Annotated in this window: 25 protein-coding genes; 12 read left to right on the plus strand and 13 right to left on the minus strand. The window is 60.3% G+C overall.

Annotated features, from left to right (window positions below):
• The first annotated feature begins 4 nt into the window (after positions 1-4).
• Positions 5-319: a hypothetical protein gene (locus DA915_RS04445; protein ID WP_107675252.1), complete on the plus strand. Its 315-nt coding sequence runs from the start codon at positions 5-7 to the stop codon at positions 317-319.
• A 171-nt stretch (positions 320-490) separates the two neighbouring features.
• On the opposite strand, the gene DA915_RS04450 is transcribed toward DA915_RS04445, so the two are convergent.
• The 4 genes from DA915_RS04450 to DA915_RS04465 form a co-directional block, all read right to left on the minus strand.
• Positions 491-1,057: a type 1 glutamine amidotransferase family protein gene (locus DA915_RS04450; RefSeq protein ID WP_003509305.1), complete on the minus strand. Its 567-nt coding sequence runs from the start codon at positions 1,055-1,057 to the stop codon at positions 491-493.
• A gap of 21 nt (positions 1,058-1,078) precedes the next feature.
• On the minus strand, positions 1,079-1,567 hold the full coding sequence (locus tag DA915_RS04455; protein WP_003509304.1) for a GNAT family N-acetyltransferase: 489 nt from the start codon (positions 1,565-1,567) through the stop codon (positions 1,079-1,081).
• 204 nt (positions 1,568-1,771) lie between these two features.
• Entirely contained in the window at positions 1,772-2,185 is a 414-nt protein-coding gene (locus tag DA915_RS04460; RefSeq protein ID WP_003509303.1) for a helix-turn-helix domain-containing protein, read from the minus strand.
• Between the two features lie 110 nt (positions 2,186-2,295).
• Positions 2,296-2,646, minus strand: a complete 351-nt coding sequence (locus DA915_RS04465; protein WP_080865991.1) for a hypothetical protein — start codon at positions 2,644-2,646, stop codon at positions 2,296-2,298.
• Between the two features lie 129 nt (positions 2,647-2,775).
• Between DA915_RS04465 and dmeR the strand changes: the two genes are divergently transcribed.
• Together dmeR and dmeF are read left to right on the plus strand one after the other, a co-directional pair.
• Complete coding sequence (dmeR, locus tag DA915_RS04470; RefSeq protein ID WP_003509296.1) at positions 2,776-3,048, plus strand: Ni(II)/Co(II)-sensing transcriptional repressor DmeR; 273 nt, start codon at positions 2,776-2,778, stop codon at positions 3,046-3,048.
• A gap of 53 nt (positions 3,049-3,101) precedes the next feature.
• Positions 3,102-4,115: a CDF family Co(II)/Ni(II) efflux transporter DmeF gene (dmeF, locus tag DA915_RS04475; protein WP_107675253.1), complete on the plus strand. Its 1,014-nt coding sequence runs from the start codon at positions 3,102-3,104 to the stop codon at positions 4,113-4,115.
• Between the two features lie 10 nt (positions 4,116-4,125).
• Here dmeF and DA915_RS04480 read toward each other — a convergent pair whose 3' ends face one another.
• The 4 genes from DA915_RS04480 to DA915_RS04500 all read right to left on the minus strand — a co-directional run bounded on the left by DA915_RS04480 (position 4,126) and on the right by DA915_RS04500 (position 8,057).
• Positions 4,126-4,413 carry a hypothetical protein gene (locus DA915_RS04480; RefSeq protein WP_003509294.1) on the minus strand — a complete coding sequence of 96 codons (288 nt, stop codon included), beginning with the start codon at positions 4,411-4,413 and terminating at the stop codon, positions 4,126-4,128.
• Positions 4,414-4,799: 386 nt separating this feature from the next.
• Positions 4,800-5,906 (minus strand): glycine betaine/L-proline ABC transporter ATP-binding protein, encoded by a 1,107-nt coding sequence (locus DA915_RS04485; RefSeq protein ID WP_107675254.1) that lies wholly within the window; start codon positions 5,904-5,906, stop codon positions 4,800-4,802.
• Positions 5,899-6,807, minus strand: a complete 909-nt coding sequence (locus DA915_RS04490) for a proline/glycine betaine ABC transporter permease (RefSeq protein ID WP_107675255.1) — start codon at positions 6,805-6,807, stop codon at positions 5,899-5,901. The genes DA915_RS04485 and DA915_RS04490 overlap by 8 nt, the downstream gene beginning before the upstream one ends.
• A 239-nt stretch (positions 6,808-7,046) precedes the next feature.
• A complete protein-coding gene (locus DA915_RS04500; RefSeq protein WP_107675257.1) occupies positions 7,047-8,057 on the minus strand; it encodes an ABC transporter substrate-binding protein in 1,011 nt (336 codons plus the stop codon).
• 18 nt (positions 8,058-8,075) lie between these two features.
• Here DA915_RS04500 and DA915_RS28795 point away from each other — a divergent pair, with 18 nt between their 5' ends.
• Positions 8,076-8,306 carry a hypothetical protein gene (locus DA915_RS28795; RefSeq protein WP_192886403.1) on the plus strand — a complete coding sequence of 77 codons (231 nt, stop codon included), beginning with the start codon at positions 8,076-8,078 and terminating at the stop codon, positions 8,304-8,306.
• Between the two features lie 244 nt (positions 8,307-8,550).
• Here DA915_RS28795 and DA915_RS04510 read toward each other — a convergent pair whose 3' ends face one another.
• On the minus strand, positions 8,551-10,650 hold the full coding sequence (locus DA915_RS04510) for a S9 family peptidase (protein WP_107675258.1): 2,100 nt from the start codon (positions 10,648-10,650) through the stop codon (positions 8,551-8,553).
• A 223-nt stretch (positions 10,651-10,873) separates the two neighbouring features.
• Here DA915_RS04510 and DA915_RS04515 point away from each other — a divergent pair, with 223 nt between their 5' ends.
• The 4 genes from DA915_RS04515 to DA915_RS04530 all read left to right on the plus strand — a co-directional run bounded on the left by DA915_RS04515 (position 10,874) and on the right by DA915_RS04530 (position 14,344).
• Positions 10,874-11,275, plus strand: a complete 402-nt coding sequence (locus DA915_RS04515) for a DUF930 domain-containing protein (protein ID WP_003509289.1) — start codon at positions 10,874-10,876, stop codon at positions 11,273-11,275.
• A gap of 105 nt (positions 11,276-11,380) precedes the next feature.
• Complete coding sequence (locus DA915_RS04520) at positions 11,381-12,289, plus strand: dihydrodipicolinate synthase family protein (RefSeq protein ID WP_020812986.1); 909 nt, start codon at positions 11,381-11,383, stop codon at positions 12,287-12,289.
• A 51-nt stretch (positions 12,290-12,340) separates the two neighbouring features.
• Entirely contained in the window at positions 12,341-13,066 is a 726-nt protein-coding gene (locus DA915_RS04525) for a polysaccharide deacetylase family protein (protein WP_107675259.1), read from the plus strand.
• Between the two features lie 198 nt (positions 13,067-13,264).
• Positions 13,265-14,344 carry a bifunctional transcriptional activator/DNA repair enzyme AdaA gene (locus DA915_RS04530; protein WP_107675260.1) on the plus strand — a complete coding sequence of 360 codons (1,080 nt, stop codon included), beginning with the start codon at positions 13,265-13,267 and terminating at the stop codon, positions 14,342-14,344.
• Between the two features lie 28 nt (positions 14,345-14,372).
• Here DA915_RS04530 and DA915_RS04535 read toward each other — a convergent pair whose 3' ends face one another.
• Together DA915_RS04535 and DA915_RS04540 are read right to left on the minus strand one after the other, a co-directional pair.
• Positions 14,373-15,569, minus strand: coding sequence for an AI-2E family transporter (locus tag DA915_RS04535; protein ID WP_080865999.1), 1,197 nt, complete (start codon positions 15,567-15,569; stop codon positions 14,373-14,375).
• A gap of 84 nt (positions 15,570-15,653) precedes the next feature.
• Complete coding sequence (locus DA915_RS04540; protein ID WP_107675261.1) at positions 15,654-16,514, minus strand: VOC family protein; 861 nt, start codon at positions 16,512-16,514, stop codon at positions 15,654-15,656.
• Between the two features lie 278 nt (positions 16,515-16,792).
• On the opposite strand from DA915_RS04540, the gene DA915_RS04550 reads away from it, so the two are divergent.
• The 4 genes from DA915_RS04550 to DA915_RS04565 all read left to right on the plus strand — a co-directional run bounded on the left by DA915_RS04550 (position 16,793) and on the right by DA915_RS04565 (position 19,154).
• On the plus strand, positions 16,793-17,203 hold the full coding sequence (locus tag DA915_RS04550) for a universal stress protein (protein ID WP_003509277.1): 411 nt from the start codon (positions 16,793-16,795) through the stop codon (positions 17,201-17,203).
• A 61-nt stretch (positions 17,204-17,264) separates the two neighbouring features.
• The gene (locus DA915_RS04555; RefSeq protein WP_003509276.1) at positions 17,265-17,585 is read left to right on the plus strand and encodes a TraR/DksA C4-type zinc finger protein; all 321 of its coding nucleotides are present in this window, start codon (positions 17,265-17,267) and stop codon (positions 17,583-17,585) included.
• A 284-nt stretch (positions 17,586-17,869) separates the two neighbouring features.
• Positions 17,870-18,538 (plus strand): hemolysin III family protein, encoded by a 669-nt coding sequence (locus tag DA915_RS04560; RefSeq protein ID WP_107675262.1) that lies wholly within the window; start codon positions 17,870-17,872, stop codon positions 18,536-18,538.
• A 118-nt stretch (positions 18,539-18,656) separates the two neighbouring features.
• Positions 18,657-19,154: a GNAT family N-acetyltransferase gene (locus tag DA915_RS04565; protein ID WP_087743582.1), complete on the plus strand. Its 498-nt coding sequence runs from the start codon at positions 18,657-18,659 to the stop codon at positions 19,152-19,154.
• 19 nt (positions 19,155-19,173) lie between these two features.
• Here DA915_RS04565 and DA915_RS04570 read toward each other — a convergent pair whose 3' ends face one another.
• Together DA915_RS04570 and DA915_RS04575 are read right to left on the minus strand one after the other, a co-directional pair.
• On the minus strand, positions 19,174-19,800 hold the full coding sequence (locus DA915_RS04570; protein WP_031234473.1) for a LysE family translocator: 627 nt from the start codon (positions 19,798-19,800) through the stop codon (positions 19,174-19,176).
• Between the two features lie 117 nt (positions 19,801-19,917).
• On the minus strand, positions 19,918-20,030 hold a 113-nt coding region (locus DA915_RS04575), incomplete at its 5' end, for a peptide-methionine (R)-S-oxide reductase (protein ID WP_192886404.1).

Consider the following 20,030-nt stretch of genomic DNA (forward strand, 5'->3'; position numbering starts at 1 on the left):
ATCCATGCAGGACGCAGCGGAATGGAGTGAGGAACTCGATGCGCTGCGTTTTGCCGTTCCCGGTCACGGCGCTTTCTGCGCCGTGCACCGCCTTGCCTTCAAGGCGGTGCTGGGGCCGAGCCCTACAGAAGAGGCGGCTCTTGCCTTTTTCCACGACCATGAAGCCGCCTTTGTGGCGGCGGCACTTGCCAAGATAAAACGTGCAAATTTACCTGCCGGCCGTAGCCTGCATTTGAACAGCCGCGATATTCGCCGGGCGATTGCCGGGGAGGGCGGCGATCACGCAGCACGTGTTTGCCGGGTGCTGGATCAGCGATAATCATCGCTGTTCTCACCTCCGTCATCCCGGCCTTGAGCCGGGATCCAGCCAGCCCAAGTCCTTGGGCTGAGAGGACTCTTTTCGCCGCGCAGACGCGCGTCGGCTGGATTCCGGCCCAAGGCCGGAATGACGGGGAGTAGAGGGAGTGCAAACAACCGAGACGGCTGCGCCTCAGCGATGCTCCGCCGCAAAAACCTGAAGTTCCGCCTCGGCTTCCGGACCAAAGAGGCCGAGGTGTTTCAGGATTTCCACCGCAAAACTCACCGGCGCGCTGCCGGCGGCCGTGATGATGCCGCGATCGCTGACTGCTTTCGGCTGGTCGCGATAAAGCGCCTCGCCGCTATAGACGGCATAGGCCTTGTGCGATGCCAGCGAATTGCCGGTATGGGCGACATCGTTCAGAACGCCCGTGCCGCCGAGCGCGCTCGCCGCCGCACAGATGCCGGCCACCAGCCGGTCCCTGTCGCGAAACCGGTGCACCAGCCCGCCAAGATCGACAGCCGTTCCCTTTTCCCAGCTGAGACCGCCGGGAATGACAAGCGCATCGATGCCAACAGGATCAAGCGCGTCATAGGATGTGTCAGGCGTTACATTCAGCCCGCCCATGGACGTTACCGGCCGGCCATCAGGCGTGGCATAGATGATTTCGACGCCGAGATAGCCGCGCGCTGCGGCAGCAAGCAGCGCCGGTTCCCAGTCAGCAAAATCCTGCGCGAGCGCAATGGCGATCCGTGTCATGGTCGTCTCCGTTGATGCCAATCAGGCAATTGACTGCATGTAGCGCATGCCGGTAACCGGCCGGGGCGCGAAATCCATGTTTTCGTAGAAGCGATGCGCCGCGACATTGCCTGTTGTGGCGCTGACGGAAAGATAGTCGCAGCCGAGACGCTTGGCGATATCGCGGGCGCGGGAAACCAGATGCTGACCGGTGCCATGGCCGCGATGGCCGTCACGCACGAAGAGATGATGCAGCTCAAGCCCGCGCCGGCCTTCCTGCGCCCTGTAGAGCGGCAGAAGCAGGGCGTAACCGATCAGCGCGCCATCGGCTTCGGCCACGAGGCCATGCACCCAGGGCAGCGGGCCGAACAGGTCGCGTTCCAGTTTCGCCGGCGTGATCGCCGCCGCATCGCCGTGGTAGGAGGCAAGCAGCGTGATCATCTCGTTGAGTTCGGGCAAGTCCGTCTTGCGTGCGCCACGAATGATGACGACGGGCGGTCTTTCGAGTGTAAGGGAGCTATCTTCGGTCATTTTTTCGGTCCTTTGGTCTTATCGGTGCCGTCAGGACGCTTGAGAAACAACAAAGCCGCCTGACGGCGGCTTGTTGACAACATGATCTGTCGAGCCGCCCTTAGAGGTAGGCCCAAAAGTACGAGCAGGAGATGGGTGCGCGTTCGTTGATCATGGGAAATGCAATGCGCCCGAATCCGTAATCTGTCAAGCCCGGTTTTCCGATCAATGTTCGCCCTCGCACATGTCATGATTGGAAAGCGCGCGGATGACGTAGCAATCCTCGATCGAATGGCCGTGGCAGTGGGAGACGATGCGCTCCAGCTCGTGCTCCAGCTTCTTGAGGCTGGCGATCTTTTCTCGCACATGGGCGAGATGTTCGGCAGCGATGCGGTCCGCGCCCTCGCATGGCATCTGCCGGTGCTGGCTAAGCGCGATCAGTTCGCGGATGGCGTCGATGTTCAGCCCGAGATCCCGCGCATGGCGGATGAAGGCCAGCCGGTCGAGGTCGGCCTTTTCGTAACGGCGCTGATTACCCTCCGAACGGTCGGCCTCGCGGATGAGGCCCATCTGCTCGTAATAGCGGATCGTCGGCACCTTGACGCCGGTACGTTTGGACAATTCACCGATGGACAGCATGACTTTCTCCATATCTCGGGCAAAGACGGGAGAACGGGGTGGCTTCGCCGTTCAGAGTCGATGCTCTAGTCTCTAGAGATATTGCTTTTCAGCCCGCCATTCAATGGGTTTCAGGCGGCGTCATCCACGCCAAGCGCCTGGGCGAGCGCTTTGAGGACATCATTCTCGATGCCGGATGCGGCTTCTGGCTGTGCCGATGCGGCCATGTCCAGGGCGGGCGTTGTCGTGGAGGTGCCGCTGTCGAGATTCCAGAGTGCTGTGGCGAGGCCGAAGGAAGCACTGGCGGCGGCCGGCGCGATGGCCGTGGCAGCGGTTTCGACGCTCGAAATGGTGCGATGCGCGGCGCGGGTCAGCTCCAGCAGGGCTTCGGTGGTGGAATGGGTTTCCTTGCCTCTCGCCGGCTCAAGGCTCCGGAGCGGAGTGGGATGATAGCTGCTGATGGTTGCTGCGATAGTCGTCATGACTGAGTCCCCTAAGTTTCATGGGGAGATTTTTTAAGGGTCGAAACATTCGCGAAGATTGCGTCAAGCGGGGCTTGAACGGAAAATCTCGCTCATATAGTATACCCCCCTATAGTATATGAGGTCCCCATGTCCCATACGATCCGCAACAAGGAGAAGCTTCTCGCCCGCATCCGCCGCCTGAAAGGGCAGATGGAAGCGGTGGAGCGTGCGCTTGATGATGCCAAGCCTTGCGGCGAGGTGCTGCAATTGCTCGCTTCCGTGCGCGGCGCGCTTTCCGGACTGACGGGGGAGGTGATGCAGGAGCATCTGCATGAGCATGTGGTGCATGCCGAAAACGAAGACGAACGGGCCCGGGCGGCGGAAGAGCTGGCCCAGGTGCTGAAGACCTACATCCGGTGAAATCGAACGGGCCAGCAGATCAGACAGGCCAGTAGCAAACAGGATTGAGCGACATGATGACGACATCCGAACACCGCGCAGCAGCCGGTCACGACCATGTTTTCCTCGGCCAGAACCACGAGCGCAATGAGAGGCGCGTCTGGATGGTCATTGCGCTGACTGCGGCCATGATGGTGGCGGAAATCGTTGCCGGCCACTGGTACGGCTCCATGGCGCTGACGGCGGATGGCTGGCACATGTCCACCCATGCGGGCGCGATGCTGATTTCGGCCTTGGCTTATCTTTATGCCCGTCGTGAGGCGCGCAACCCGCGCTTCACCTTCGGCACCGGCAAGTTCGGCGATCTCGCGGGTTTTGCCAGCGCGATCGTGCTGGCGGTGGTGGCGCTGCTGATTGCCGTGGAAAGCGCTATGCGCCTATTCAATCCCGTCGAAATCGATTTCAACCAGGCTATCCTCGTCGCCATCATCGGCCTTGCCGTCAATCTTCTCAGCGCCGTGCTGCTGAAGGATGATCATCACCACGATCATGGGCATGGACACGCCCACGGCTCGCATGCCCATCACGGCCATGGCAGCCACGCCCACCATGATCATGGCTCGCATGCCGGTCACCATGCTGACCCCGGCGCAAAGGGCGGCAGGGACAATAATCTGCGCGCGGCCTATCTGCATGTGCTGGCGGATGCGCTGACCTCGGTTCTCGCCATCGTCGCGCTGCTGCTTGGCAAATGGAACGGATGGTCGTTCCTTGATCCGGCCATGGGTATCGTAGGCGGTCTGGTCATTGCCCGCTGGTCATGGGGGCTGATCCGCTCCACGGCGACGACCCTGCTTGACGCGCTGCCGCCGGCGGAGGATTTGCCGCAGGAAATCCGTGAAAGCGTGGAGACGGAAGAGGATCGCATCACCGACCTGCATGTCTGGCAGGTGGGGCCGGGGCATCACGCCGCCATCGTGGCGATCCATTCGCAGGCGCCGAAGGCGCCGGCTTTCTACAAGCAGAAACTTGCCGTCATACATGAACTGTCCCATGTGACGGTGGAAGTGAGCCCGGCAAGGGCCTGATTGGAATCGTTTATTCGGTATATTCCGAATAGGCGCTGCGCACCCATTCCGCCTGTGCTTCCGCCTTGTCCTCGGCGGAAGCCGCGGCCGTATCCTGATAAGCGGGCGCGCTGCCATTGCCGACGGCCCACAGCACATTGGCCAGCGACTGGGAAAGAATGGTGCTGGAAACGGTCGGGTTGCCGGGGCTGCGTTTGACGGCCTGTTCTTCAGCCGCATTCTGCGCGCCGCCGGCTTTTTCAAGCTCGCGAACACGCCCCTGGTAATTATATCCGCCGATATTGCTTTCAATCTGCATGTCGGTGATTCCGCGTTCAAAAGTTAACGAATAGTTAACGGCGGGGACTTGTCCGAAACTTGCGCTTGCTGCGCTGCAGCGATCGCCGAGGGTTGACAGCCGGCGAAGTAGTGCTTCGTTTTTGCATGACTGAAGGCGGCACTGGGGTAGCTATCTCCTGATTTCGCACGGCGGCGAGGGAGAGCATGTGGGCGCTGGCACTTGGACGCTGACACCTGGGCTCAAGGCTGGCACTGAAATACGCCTTGCCGCACACTCCACGTCATCCTCGCCCTTGAGGCGAGGATCCATAACCGGGGACTTACTGGCGCAAAATGGATCCTCGCCTCAAGGGCGAGGATGACGTGGAGTGTGCGGCAAGGCTAGTCAGCTCCCGGAATGCCGGATCAAGCCGTTTCTTTCTCCACCGGAACAACCGTTTCCCCGGGCTTCTCCGGTTCCTCCGCCGCTTCCACCTTAACCTCCGCCTCCTGCGGCGCGGGCGTCACCATAGCGGCCACCAGCGTGTCGAGACCGATGCTGCCGACGGGCTTGCCGTCCTCGTCCACCACATGGGCGGTCGTCTCGTTGGCTTCCGACATGTCGCGGGCGATTGTTTCCAGCGTCGCGTTTTCCGGCACGGCCATGCCTTCGGGGCGGTTTTCGAGCGGTTCCATGACAGTGGTTGCCTGCAGCACACGGCTGCGATTGACGTCACGCACGAAGTCGGTGACGTAACCATCCGCCGGTGAGAGGATGATGCTCTGGCCGTCGCCCTGCTGCACCACTTCGCCATCCTTCAGAATGGCGATATGGTCGCCGAGCCGCAAAGCCTCGTCCAGATCGTGGGTGATGAACACCACGGTCTTTTTCAGCTCCTGCTGCAGATCGAGCAGCATGGTCTGCATATCGACGCGGATGAGCGGATCGAGCGCCGAATAGGCCTCGTCCATCAGGAGAATATCGGCGTCATTGGCAAGCGCGCGGGCAAGGCCCACACGCTGCTGCATGCCGCCGGAAAGCTGGTTCGGATAATAATCCTCATACCCCTCCAGGCCGACACGATTCAGCCAATAACGGCCTTTCTCCTCGCTCTCCTTGCGCGGCACGCCCTGAATATCGAGGCCGTAAACGCTGTTTTCCAGCACGGTGCGATGCGGCAGAAGGCCGAATTTCTGGAATACCATCGCCGTTTTGTGGCGGCGGAATTGCCGCAGCGCCGAGGTGCTCATGCCGCAGATATCCTCGCCGTCATAGAGAACTTCACCCGCCGTCGGGTCGATCAGCCGGTTGATGTGGCGGATCAGCGTCGACTTGCCGGAGCCGGAAAGCCCCATGACGACGGTGATCTTGCCGCCCGGCATGGTGATGTTGATGTTGTTGAGGCCGAGGACGTGGTTGTGTCTGTCGTTCAGTTCGACCTTGTCCATGCCTGATCGCACAGCTTGGAGGTATTTCTCGGGATGCCTGCCGAAGATCTTGTAAAGATTCCTGATTTCGATGCTTTTAGCCATGGGAGACCTCGCGGTATTTCTGCAGGCGCTTGCCGAAAGCCTGGCTCGCCCGGTCGAACATGATGGCGATGGCGACCAGAGCGAAACCGTTCAGGAAGCCCACCGTGAAGAACTGGTTGTTGATGGCCTGAAGCACATTCTTGCCGAGCCCGCCGACACCGACCATGGAGGCGACAACGACCATGGCGAGCGCCATCATGATGGTCTGGTTGATGCCGGTCATGATGGTGGGCAACGCCAGCGGCAGCTGCACGTTGAACAGCTTCTGGCCATTGGAGGAGCCGAAGGCGTCGGCCGCCTCAAGTACTTCCCGATCCACGAGGCGAATGCCGAGGCTGGTGAGGCGGATGACGGGCGGAATGGCGTAGATCACCACTGCGATCAGGCCCGGAACCTTGCCGATGCCGAAAATCACCACCACGGGGATGAGATATACGAAGCTCGGCAGGGTCTGCATCACGTCGAGCACGGGATTGATGAGGCGTTGCAGGCGTTCCGAACGTCCCATCAGGATGCCGAGCGGCAGGCCGATGACGATGGCGATCAGGGTGGCGATGGCGACGATGGAGAGCGTCGTCATGGCGTCGCGCCAGAGGCCGACGGCGCCGATCATGAGCAGGGAAATGGCGGTGCCGCCGGTGATCTTCAGGCTGCGCCCGGCCAGGTGCACGATGGCCAGAATGACCAGCATCGTGATGATCCACGGCGTCTGGATGAACAGCCGCTCCGAGGCATTGAGGAACAGCTGCAGCGGATGCACGACCACGTCGATCGCATCGCCGTAATTGCGCACGATGTCGCGAAAACCGTCATCGATGGTCTTGCGTGCCACACGCATCGTGGAGTTGTCGATGGCCGGGAACTTGCAGAGCATGTCCGGCAGGTAATTGCAGAGGGCCATTATTGTTGTTTTCCCTTTGGTTTTGGGGGTGGGCGGCGGGCAACGGAGGCTGGGGCACCCCCCTCTGTCCTGCCGGACATCTCCCCCTCAAGGGGGGAGATCGGCAAGACGAACCGCATCGCATCATCCGCAGAGTTGGAGTGGGGCGAGGTCTCGCCTCAGATCGATCTCCCCCCTTGAGGGGGAGATGCCCGGCAGGGCAGAGGGGGGTACGACGCTTGCGCCAACCCCGCCTTCAATCACATCGAAGCCTTGATCTTCTCCGCCACCTCGGCCGGAACCCACTTCGTCCAGATGTCCTCATGGTTTTCGAGGAAATACTCCGCGCCGTCCTCGTTGGTGCCCTGATTTTCATCCATCCAGGCAAGGATTTCGGCGACCGTTTTGTTGTCCCAGCTGCGGGCCTTGATGTAATCCATCGTCACGCCGGCCTTGCCTTCGAAGTCCTTGGTGATGACCGTAAAGACGTCCGCCACGGGATAGGCGTTGACCTTGGGATCGGCACAATCGACCTTCGCCGTGCATTCGTCGAAATGGGCGCGGTCGAGTTCAACGCCGTCATCCAGCTTCACCATCTCGTATTTGCCGAGAATGGCGGTGGGCGACCAGTAATAGCCGAGCCAGCCCTGCTTCTTTTCAAAAGCGTTGGCGATGGAGCCATCAAGACCGGCGGCCGAGCCGGTGTCGACCAGGGTGAAGCCCTTTTTGTCACCCTCGCGCGCCTTGTAGAGATTGGCGGTCGTTACCTGGCAGTTCCAGCCGGACGGGCAATTATGCACGGCGCCCTTGCTGGCGTCTTCCGGGGCGGGGAAGAGTTCGGGATGTTTCAGCGCGTCTTCGACGGTCTTGATGTCGGGGTGTGCGTCGGCGATGAATTTCGGGATCCACCAGCCTTCGATGCCGCCTTCACTCAGGATTTTCGACGCCTCGATCATGCGGCCGTCCTTGACGGCGGCGCTGAGCGGTTCGCGCACGGCATTCACCCATAATTCGGGCGCCATGTCCGGCTGGCCCTTTTCGTTCATGGAAGCGAAGGTCGGCATGGTGTCGCCGGTGACGACATTGACCGTGCAGTCATAGCCGTTTTCCATAATGAACTTGTCGACATAAGCCGCGACACCCGCGGATGCCCAGTTCATTTCGGCGATGGTGATGCTGCCGCAGCTATCGGCGGCCTTGGCGGAATGTGCTGCACCAGCAGCGACGGTAAAGCCCGTTACGAGAATGGTCGAGGCCAGGAGTTTCTTCATAGGAGACCTCCAAGTCTGATGCAGTGTTTTCAGTTGGCAAAGCGGGAGCACTGCAAAGCCCGGATTGCCAAGGGCGAACTGACATGGCGCGTGGAAAAGCCGAAAAATTACGGCGAGAAGAATATCCGCAGAACACGCTGCGGCATTGCCGCAAGAAAAGCGGCGAAAAGGCGCATGAATATGTCAACGACCGGCATAATACGGCCAAAAAGTGATATTGCAACGCGAAATGACGCATCGCAGCCATGAATTCGATTTTTGGAACATTTCTTTATTTAAAATAATACATGAGAGTTATTCTGATTTAAGTTGGATATATTATTAGTTGCAATAACTAGAAATAAAAATCCAATGTCGTAACAAGTGAAATTTAAAGAAAAGATACAATCGATATTTTCTGGAATAAATGTTCGAAAAGATGATTTTTGTGGGTATTTTTATCTCTCATGGGTCGGGCGGCGACGGAATCGCCGCCCGTTTTAATGTCAGGCCGTCACACGGCGTCCTTGCCGGCCACCTTCAGCGCGAAGGCGTATTCGAAGGCGATTTCTTCCAGCCGCTGGAAACGGCCCGATTTGCCGCCATGGCCGGCCGCCATGTTGGTCTTCAGCAGGATGGGCGCTTCTCCCGTTGTCCTTTCGCGCAGCTTCGCCACCCATTTGGTCGGCTCCCAATAGGTCACGCGCGGATCGGTAAGGCCGGAAAGCGCGAGGATCGGCGGATAGGCCTTGGCGCCGACATTGTCATAGGGGCTGTAGGCGGCGATCCAGCCGTATTCCTCTTCCGATTCCAGCGGATTGCCCCATTCCGGCCATTCCGGCGGGGTCAGGGGCAGTGTGTCATCGAGCATGGTCGTCAGCACGTCCACGAAGGGAACGGCGGCGATGATGCCGGCGAATTTCTCCGGCGCCATATTGGCGACAGCCCCCATGAGCATGCCGCCGGCCGAACCGCCTTCGGCGATGATGCCCTCATAGGAGGTGAAACCTTCCTGAACCAGATGGTCAGCCGCGGCGATGAAATCCTTGAAGGTGTTCTGTTTGGCTTCCATCTTGCCGGTTTCGTACCATTCGAAACCCTTGTCCTTGCCGCCGCGGATGTGAGCGATGGCATAGATGAAACCACGGTCGGCCAAGGACAGCGTGGTGGTGGAGAAGGAGGCGGGAATGGTGATGCCGTAAGCGCCGTAGCCATAAAGCAGGCACGGGGCGGAACCGTTGAGCGCCACGTCCTTGCGATAGAGCAGGGAGACCGGCACCAGCTCGCCATCATGCGCAGGCGCCATGATGCGGCGGGTGATGTAGTCATCCGGATTGTGGCCTGATGGTACTTCCTGCGTCTTCAGAAGCGTGCGCTCACGCGTCACCATGTCGTAATCGAACAGTTGGCTCGGCGTCGTCATCGAGGAATAGGAGAAACGGATGACGTCGGTGTCATATTCCGCCGCGCCATGCAGGCCGAGCGAATAGGCCTCTTCGGCAAAGGCGATGGAATGTTCCTCGCCGGTGCGGCGGTCGCGGATGACGATGCGGGGCAGGCCGTCGCGGCGTTCCAGCCAGATCAGGTGGCGGGCATAGGCGTCGACGGAGAGGATCAGGCGGCCCGGCTCGTGCGGAACCACCTCTTTCCAGTTTTCCTTGCCGGGCGCGGTGACCGGCGCTTCCACGATGCGGAAATCCTTGGCGTCGCCGTCATTGGTGAGGATGAAGAAAACGTCGCCGCCTTCGCACATCGAATATTCGATCCCCTCTTCGCGCTCCGCCACAATAGCAGGCTCAGCCATCAGGTCCTTGGTGGAGAGAATGCGGTATTCGCTGGTCTCATGGTCGTGAATGTCGATGAAGATGAAATCGTCGAGCACCGACGCGCCGACGCCCATGAAGAAGCCGGGATCCTTTTCCTCATAAACCAGCCGGTCGGCCGATTGCGGCTCGCCGATGATATGGTGGAAAACCTTCGAAGGACGGTGGTTTTCGTCCTGCAGCGTATAGAAAAAGCTCTTGCCATCGGGCGCCCATGCGCCGCCGCCGCCGGTGTTTTCCACGACGTCGGCAAGGTCCTCGCCGCTTTCGAGATTGCGGATGCGCAGGGTGAAATATTCCGAACCCTTGTCGTCATACCCCCAGATGCCGTGACTGTGATCGGAGGACTGGTCGAGGCCGGCAAGACGGAAATAATCCTTGCCTTCCGCTTCCTTGTCACCATCAAGCAGAACATGTTTTTCGCCGCCATCACGCGGGGTTCGGAAATAATGCGGCTGCTCACCGCCGGTCACGAACAGCGTGCCATAGGCATAAGGCCCGTCATTAACAGGAACGGAGGAATCATCCTGCTTGATGCGGCCCTTCATTTCCTCGAACAGCTTTTCCTGAAGCGCCTTGGTGTCGCCCATAGCCGCTTCCATATAGGCGTTTTCCGCCTCCAGATGGGCGCGAATGGCCGGGTCGAGCAGGGTGGGGTCCTTGAACATGGCCTGCCAGTTATCGGCCCGGAACCATGCGTAATCGTCGGTGCGGGTAATGCCGTGATGCGTATCCTGGACGGGCCGTTTTTCGGCGGTCGGGGCAATGGGCAGGTTCTTGAAAATCGGCAAGGGAAACTCGCTTTCCTGTAAAAATTCTTGGGCGGCACCAAGATGTAGAGTGCGGCTTGCGGCCGATCAAGTTTCAAATCTCCACAGGCGGAATGCGGCTCGGGCACAATTTCGTCAGCTTTCGATCACATTTTGGCAATATCCGGCAAATCGGCGATGATGCGCGTCGGCCGTCCGGCCTGCCGCGATCGACAAGAACAAACGAAAAAACTGACAGGACCCCATGCGAAAGCTTCTTCCCGCTGCCCTCTCTGCCTTTTTCCTCAGCCTGCAGGCCTTCACCCCCGCTTTCGCGATCGACGCCAGCGTCATGCGGCAGCTGAATGCGCTGGCCCCCGAAGAACGCCTGGAGCAGCGCTGCGATATCGAGGCGATGGAGAGGATAGCGACAGAGCAAAAGGGCATGCGGCCGGACAAGGTTATCGCCTATACGTTCGGCGACCCGGAAGTGGGCAAGAACTCCATCAAGGCGCCGGGTGCGGTCTTCAGAAGCGCGGGCGAATGGTACAAGCTCAAATACAAGTGCCAGCTGAAGAGCGACAGCCTCAGCATCCAGTCCTTCGACTACCGTGTGGGGGACAAGATTCCCGAAGAGCAGTGGAAGAAGTTGTATCTTTATGACTGAGCACGGAATTTTTCGATTTCAGGCCAGCGTTTAGCCGCCGCTTTTGTTGCGGCCGCGCGGTCGGCTCTGTAACCCTGACTTCCGATCGAAGTGAGGGGCATAGACATGACGAGACGATTCAAGGGACTTTCGGCTTTTCCGATTACGCCGGCCGACGAGGCGGGGCGGGTCGATGTTGAAGCCTTCTCGGCCCTGATCGAGCGGCTGGATACTGCGGCGGTCGATTCCATCGGCATTCTCGGCAGCACCGGCATCTATATGTATCTCACGCGGGAACAGAGACGTCGCGCCATCGAGGCCGCCGCCGCCATCCTTAAGGGCAGGCGCATATTGATGGCGGGTGTCGGCGCTTTGCGCACCGATGAGGCCGTTGCGCTTGCCACGGATGCGGAAGCCGCTGGCGCCGATGCGCTGCTGCTGGCACCCGTGTCCTACACGCCGCTGACGCAGGAAGAGGCCTATCACCATTTCGCCGCCGTGGCTGGCGCGACGGCCCTGCCGCTCGCCATCTACAACAACCCGACGACGACCCGGTTTACTTTCAGCGACGAGCTTCTGGTGCGGCTCGCCTATATCCCGAATATCCGCGCCATCAAGATGCCGCTGCCGGCGGATTCCGACTATGCCGGCGAACTTGCGCGGCTGCGCCCCAAGTTGTCGGAGGATTTCGCCATCGGTTACAGCGGCGACTGGGGCTGTGCGGACGCCACACTTGCCGGCGGCGACACATGGTACAGCGTCGTTGCCGGCCTGCTGCCGGTTCCGGCCCTGCGGCTGATGCGGGCGGCTCAGGCCGGCAATGCGGAAGAGGTGAAACGGATCGATGCGGCCTTCCAGCCGCTCTGGGCGCTGTTCAGGGAATTCGGCAGCATCCGCGTTGTTTACGCCGCCGCCAATATCCTATCGCTGACGGTGAGCGAACCGCCGCGGCCGATCCTGCCGCTCACCAGCGCCGAACGCCAGCGGGTGGAAGAGGCGCTGGAAGCCCTGTCCGTGCTGGAAACCGCGCCATAATTCGGGCGCTTTGCAGGCGGATTGCCACCTCTTCACACTCCGGAACATAAAATGCTGCGTCGCCTCTTCATTGCCGCCCTGTTTCTCTCCGCCTCTTCAGCCGCTTTTGCGGGAACCGGCCTTGTCGAGCCGTCGCTGAAAATGACGCCGCAGCATGACGGCAGGGTGCGGGTGGCGATGACGCTGGATGCCTGCATGGGCAAGACCGATCACCGCATCCTCGATACGCTGGTGCGCGAGCGCATTCCCGCGACGATCTTCGTCACCGCCCGTTGGCTGAAACATAACAGCGAGGCGCTGGCCACGCTCATGGCGCATCCGGATCTGTTCGAGATCGAAAATCACGGCGAAAACCATGTGCCGGCGGTGGACAAGCCCGTTTCCATCTACGGCATTGCCGCCGCCGGTTCGCAAGCCGCGGTCGAGCAGGAAGTGGAGGGCGGCCGTCAGGCGATCGTCGCCGCTACCGGCATCCAGCCGCAATGGTTCCGGGGGGCGACGGCGAAATACACAGGCTCGTCCATGGCCACCATCAACCGGCTCGGCATGCGGGTGGCGGGTTATTCCGTGAATGGCGATGGCGGCTCGCTGCTGGGTGCGGCCACGACGGCGAAACACATCGCTTCCGCCAAGGATGGCGATGTCATCATCTCCCATGTCAACCAGCCCACCCATGAAGCGGGTGAGGGCGTGGTGAAAGGCCTTCTGGCGCTGAAGGCGCGCGGCGTGATTTTCACAAGGCTGGACGACCCGTCCTTTGCGCCGCCGGGGAATTGAAGGGGAAGCTTCTTCCTCATTCCTGTGCTCATCACAGCAATCCAGCCAGCCCAAGTCCTTGGGCTGAAAGGATTTTCCTCGCCGCGCAGACGCGCGCCGACTGGATTCCTGTGACGAGCACAGGAATGAGGGAAATGAGCCACATCCACGCCCGTTTTTCGGCGGCATGCCGCTTGAATTTGCGTTAGCATCCTCCCCATGATGCTATTCAAACGCCCCGACACCGAAACGCTGTATTCAGCCCTTGTGAACAAGGACCCCGCCTATGAGGGCGTGGCCTATGTCTGCGTGACCTCGACGAAGATCTTCTGCCGTTTCACCTGCACGGCGCGCAAACCGAAGATCGAGAACTGCCGGTTCCGCGAGACCATCGCCGAATGCCTGGAGGCGGGTTTCCGCCCCTGCAAACGCTGCAAGCCGATGTTGTCCTACGGTACCGCCGATGAGACCGTCACCTCGCTGCTGACGGCGCTGGAAAACGAACCGGCGCGGCGCTGGCGCGAGGAGGATGTGGTGGCGCTCGGCCATGATCCTTCCACCGTGCGCCGCACTTTCAAGCGCCGTTTCGGCATGAGCTTCCTGGAAATCGCGAGATTGCGCCGGCTGGGCGATGCGGCGGAGAGCATTGCTTCCGGCGAAGCGGTGATCGGTGCACAGATCGATGCCGGTTACGATTCCGGCAGCGGTTTCCGCGCCGCCATCAACCAGTTCTTCGGCGCTTCACCCATGGCCATGAAGGGCAAGGGGTTCCTGAGGGGCGACTGGATCGATACGCCGATCGGCCCGATGCTCGTCGTCGCCGACGATCATGCCCTGCATCTCCTCGAATTTGCTGACCGGCCGGCACTTCCCGCCGAGCTGAAGCGGCTGAAAACGCGCACCGGCGCGGATATGGTGCTCGGCCGTACGGCGGTGACCGGCCAGATCGAAGCGGAGCTCAAGGCTTATTTCGCTGGCCGCTCGGCCGCCTTCGAAACCCGGCTTGCCGGTCACGGTACGCCCTTCGAGCGTGATGTCTGGCGCAGTCTGCGGGAAATTCCGGCGGGGGAGATTGTCAGCTATTCCTCGCTCGCAACCACCATGGAAAGGCCGTCTGCCGTGCGCGCGGTGGCCCGCGCCAATGGCGCCAACCAGATCGCCATCGTCGTCCCGTGCCATCGGGTGCTGGGCGCGGATGGCAGCCTGACCGGTTATGGCGGCGGGCTGTGGCGCAAGAAATGGCTGATCGAGCACGAGCGCCGCATGGCAACCCGCGAAGGTATGCCGCTCGCTTCCTGAGCGGCCCTGATGCGCCTTTCGGAAAAGGCTAGGCAGGCAAGTTTGGCACAACCCGGCGCGAGGGGAATAGCTCCCGCGTCACCGTCATCGCGATCAGCGACAGCGGCAGGGCGAGCATGGCGCCGGCCGCCCCCCACATCCACGTCCAGAAGATGATCATCACGAAGACGAGGAAGGGGTTGATCTCCATGTTGCGGCCAACGACCGCCGGAAAGGCGAGGTTTTCCATCAGCAGGTGAATGGTGAAGAAGATCGCCGCCGGCAGAAGCGCCAGGACGATGTTGTCATGGGTGATGATGCCTGCCACCGTCAGCGAAATCGTCATGGCGGTGATGCCGAGAAACGGCACGAAGCTGGAGAGGAAGGCAAACAGCCCCCAGAGCAGCGGCATGGCCAGCCCGCCAAAATAGGCGATGACCACCATCGTCACCCCAAGCCCGGCATAGATCAGCGCCGCCGTGGCGAAATAGGTGCCGAGCACCTCTTCCACCGAACCGATGATGCGGATGGTGCGAAGCCGCTGATGGCGGGCCGGAAAGGCCATGATGATCGCCTTGCGCAGCCGCAGCCGGCTATAGAGAAACATCAGCAGCGCGGCGAGGAAGATCAGGCCCTGAATGACGGCGGGGGTGATGTTGGAGCCGAGCACGGAGATGATCTCGCCGCTGCGCGAAATCAGCGATTCCATCGACATTGACCCCATGCTGAAACTGGCCGCCGAAATATTCAGCCATCGCAGGCTTTGCAGATAGGGCAGGAAACGATCGATGCTGCGTTCAATCAGCGCCGGGCCTTCGGAAGCGAGGAGCGAGAGCGGCTCGGTCAGCGAATTGATGACGAAAAACATCACCGCCGCCACGAGGCTCGACAGGATAAGCGCAACGCCGAAACCGGGAATGCCGTAGGAGCCGAGTTTTTCAGCGGCGATGCCGAGGATCATGCCGACTACGATGGCCATCACCACCGGAATGAGGATGAGCGACAATTCGTGGATGACCGCCATCAGCATGATGAGGAAGATGCCGATCACCGACCAGGCGACGACCACATCCAGCGCTTCGCGGCCAAGCGGCTGCTGGCTGCGCGCATCGTCACGGCGTGGGGCGGAAGCCGGTACTTCCAGCGGGTCCGCTCTTGTTGCCGGAATGCTTCCGGCGGTGGCGCCGGCGTTTGCCCCGGTGCTGACCAAGCTGCCGGTCTTCTCCGGCCTGGCATTTTCATTCATCGAACGGTCCCCCAATAAGGTGACAAACGTTCGAAAAATGTGGCGGTTCCGGGGCGGCAGAAATTTCTGCCGCCCCTTTTTGCTTTAGGCGGAAAGCTTTAGCCCAATTCCCCAGGGATCTCTGAGGACGATGCCGTCGCTTTGCCTTTCGGTGGCGATTTCCAGCCGGTCGAGTGCGGCAACAGCCGTGTCGAGCGCCGCCTGCTCGTTGAATTTCAGCGAATAGCCGGAAAGGCCGGTCATATTGTCCTTGCGGGCCGCAGCGCCGCGGCTGTTCCAGATATTGGCGGCCACATGGTGGTGATAGGCCCCGGAGCCGAAGAAACTCGCACCCGGATACCGCGCCATGATCTTCAGCCCCAGCACATCCTGATAAAACTCATCCGCCTGCGGAATATTGCCGACCTGCAGATGGATATGGCCGATGGCGGTGCCATCAGCAGCACCGGTGAATGCGGTCTTCGGCGCGCTGTCATAAAGCGCCTGCAAGTTGAGGCCGAGCGTGGCCATCTCAACCGTGCCATCAGGCTGGTAGGTCCATTCATCCGGCGAACGGTCGCGATAGACCTCGATGCCGTTGCCTTCCGGGTCGGCGAGATAGATTGCCTCGCTCACCAGATGGTCGGATGCGCCCTGAAACTGGATATTGTTATGGGCGGCATGCGCCAGCCAATGGGCCAGATCATCCCGGCTCGGCATCAGGAAGGCCGTGTGGAACAGGCCTGCGGCATTGCGCGGCGCGCGTTCCGCCGTGCTGGAGGTGGAAAGTGTCAGTAGCGGCTGACCGCCGATACCAAGCACTTCGCCGCTAGGGTTCTTTTCAAGAACGGAAAGGCCGATGATCTTCTGGTAGAAATCCGAAACGCGCGGCAGATCGTGAACGACGAGATGCGCCTGGCCGACATAGGCCGGCCGCGTCAGGGCGAATTGTTTGATTTCACTCATCATGATCTCCATATTGAATCCGAAGCGCCCCGGGGCGGATCGGTCGCCGAAACTATCGGCCGACGCCGCTTTGCGGCGTTTGTCGAAGGCGAATATGGGCTGGTTTCGTCGTTCAGCAAAGATCACCGTCTGGCGATTGACTGTCCACTATTCGTTGACAATGCCCCGTTCGGGCCCGGCTCCGGCTTTGACTTCGATCAAGGTGAAGGCTGCGCGGGCGGGGAAATATAAGTCTAGCCCGACACGCTAAACGGCGGATCAAGCCAAAGGAGACAGCCATGTACAAGAAGATCATCGTACCGGTAGACCTCAGCGCCACCGACAAGGGGGAAAAGATTCTCGAAAAGGCCAAGGCGCTGCTGGATCCGGACGGCGAGATCGTTCTCATCAACGTTGTCGAGGAACTGCCGGGCTATATGGCGATCGATCTGCCTGTCGACCTGATCGAAAACGCCATCAAGGACGCCAAGACCAAGCTTTCGGACCTCAAGACCAGGGCCGGTTTCAAGGGCAGCCAGGAAATCAGAAGCGGCGCACCCGCGCGCGAGATCATCGCCGCCGCCGAGGAACACAAGGCTGACCTCATCATCATCGCGTCGCACACGCCTGATTTCAGCAATTATTTCATCGGCGCCACCGCCGACCGCGTCGTGCGCCACGCCAAATGCTCGGTGCTGGTGGATCGATAAAAGCTTGACGTTTTTGGGTTGCGGGCGGGTTTTCCGCCCGCACCGGCTGGAGGAAAATACCATGAATGTCGAAACTTACGAGAAAATCCTGCGTGACCGCCAGCGCGAGCTTTATCGCCGCCTGCACAAGATCGAGGCCGATTTCGAAGAGCCTCGCAATCCCGATGACGAGGATCGCGCCAGCGAACGCAGCAATGACGAGGTGCTGGACGAGCTGGGGCAGGTGGGTCAGGACGAGTTGCGCGCCATCGACGCCGCACTCGACCGCATCGCGAGCGGCACCTTCGGCACCTGCGTCAAATGCGGCAAGAAGATTTCGGAGGATCGGCTGAAGGCGGTGCCCTATACGCCGTTTTGCCAGGAATGCGCCGCAGCTTTGTGAAATATTTTCGTGGTGACATGTTGCGTCCGCCCTTTCTCACCCTCATCCCTGTGCTTGTCACAGGGATCCAGCCAGACCAAGTCCTTGGGCTGGGAAGAGTCCTTTCGCCGCGCAGACGCGCTTCGGCTGGATTCCTGTGAAAGCACAGGAATGAGGGAAAACGGCGGACCTCTCTTTTCGCAACAGTCTCGAACGCAATTTGATTGCCGTTAACCGGCCGCTGTCTTGTTCCTGTCTAATATTGGCTCCATGCTTTGATGAAAGCACGCAGACGGGAATGGACCATGAGCGAGATGTGGCGGTTCGGGCGCCAGTATGATTTTCACGAGATTGTCGCCGATGGCATCGTCCATGGGGTCGGCATCGTGTTTGCGCTTATCGGCGCGACGGCGCTGATTTTTTACGCGATGGCGTGGGGCAGCCTCAGCGCGATCGCCGCCGCGTGGATTTACGGTCTCGGCCTTGTCGCCTGTCTTTCCGTCTCCTTCACCTATAATATCTGGCCGCACTCCAGGGTGAAATGGTTCCTGCGCCGGCTGGATCATTCGGCGATCTTCATCCTCATCGCCGCCACCTATACGCCCTTTCTGATGCGCGGTATCGACGATCCGCTGATTGCCGTCATGCTGGGGTTGATCTGGCTTGCGGCACTCTGCGGCATCGTGCTCAAATGCCTGTTTCCCGGCCGTTACGACCGGGTCGCCATCGGCCTGTATCTCGCCATGGGCTGGAGCGGCATCATGGTGGTCGAGCCCCTGTCGACACACCTTTCGCCGGTCACGCTCTGGCTCATCGTTGCCGGCGGCGTCATCTATTCGCTCGGCGTGATTTTCCATGTCTGGGAAAAGTTGCGGTTCCAGAATGCCATCTGGCACGGTTTCGTGGTTTCCGCCGCCGCGGTTCACTATTTCGCCGTGGTCACCTCGTTCAGCCTCGTTCCGCTGGCATCCTGAAGCCCACGTTTTCGACAGGCGAGTGAGGCGCTGGACATTGCGCCACCTCATCGCTTAAGGGTCGTGGGGATCGCGTCAGGCAGTGACGCTTTCGGGAACGACGAGGGCGAAAGATAAAATGACGGTGGAACTGCGCGATGCGACTGTGGACGATCTCTCCGGCATCATGGAGATTTATAACGACGCGGTGCTGAATACGACGGCGATCTGGAATGACGTGCTGGTCGATCTGGAAAACCGCAAGGAATGGTTCGCCGCCCGCAAGTCACGCGGCTTTCCCGTCATCGTCGCCATCCTCGACGGCAAGGTCGCAGGCTACGCTTCCTACGGTGACTGGCGCGCTTTCGACGGTTATCGCCATACCCGCGAACATTCGGTCTATGTGCAAAAGGATGCGCGCGGCCACGGCATCGGCAAAAAGCTGATGCAGGCGTTGATCGATCATGCCGCGGGCAACGACGTGCATGTGCTGATCGCCGCCATCGAGGCGGAAAACATCGCCTCCATCCGCCTGCATGAAAGCCTTGGTTTCAGGGTCGTCGGCCGGTTTTCGGAAGTCGGCACCAAGTTCGGCCGCTGGCTGGACCTGACCTGCATGGAGCTGAAATTAGGCTAGCAGGCTAGGCGGTTTCCCTTCAGGCCGGACGCCGGGCGAAGGCGAGCATGACGCCAAAGGCCATCATCATGGAACCGCTGATCTGGTTGACGCGCTTCAAGGCGCGCGCATTGCGCATGAGACCGGACAGTCGTGAACCGACAAAGGCATAAACGGCAATCGCCACCACCTCGAGCAGCAGGAAAATCACGCCAAGCGTGGCGAAACTCTGCCAATAGGCGTCCTGCTGGATAAATTGCGGGAAAAAGGCCGTGAAGATCAAAATAGCCTTGGGATTGCCGGAGGCGACGAAAAACTCCTGCCGCAGATAGGTTTTGAGAACATTGCCGTTGCCCGCGGATACGTCAGGGGCGGTAACCTCAGCCTTTGAGCGGATGAGTTTGAAGCCGATCCACAGCAGATACAGAACACCGATCCATTTGATCAGCGAGAACATCATCTCGGAGGCCATCAAAAGTGCGCCGAGGCCCAGTGCTGCAATTGCGATCATGCCCGCGAAAGCGACCAGCCTGCCGCTTGCCGCCATCACCGCCGTCGCCATGCCGTAGCGCGCGCCCACTGTCATCGACAGCAGATTGTTCGGCCCGAAAGCCATGTTCAGGGCAAAACAGGCGGGAATGAAAATGAGGATGGTTTCGAGTGTCATGGCGGTGATCCGGAAGGAATGAGACGGCGATGATCTCACTCTCCGGTCCGGCTGTCGAGACAGCCTTTTCAGCGGCAAAGGCCGGCAATGGCAGCCGGCCTTTCACCCTGAGCTTTATCAGACCGGCTCGAACACCATCGAATGGCCATTGATGCAATAACGCAGACCGGTGGGCGGCGGGCCGTCCGGGAAGACGTGGCCGAGGTGGCCGCCACAATTGGCGCAGCGGA

The organism is Agrobacterium sp. LAD9 (assembly GCF_003031125.1).
Lineage (GTDB): Bacteria > Pseudomonadota > Alphaproteobacteria > Rhizobiales > Rhizobiaceae > Agrobacterium > Agrobacterium radiobacter.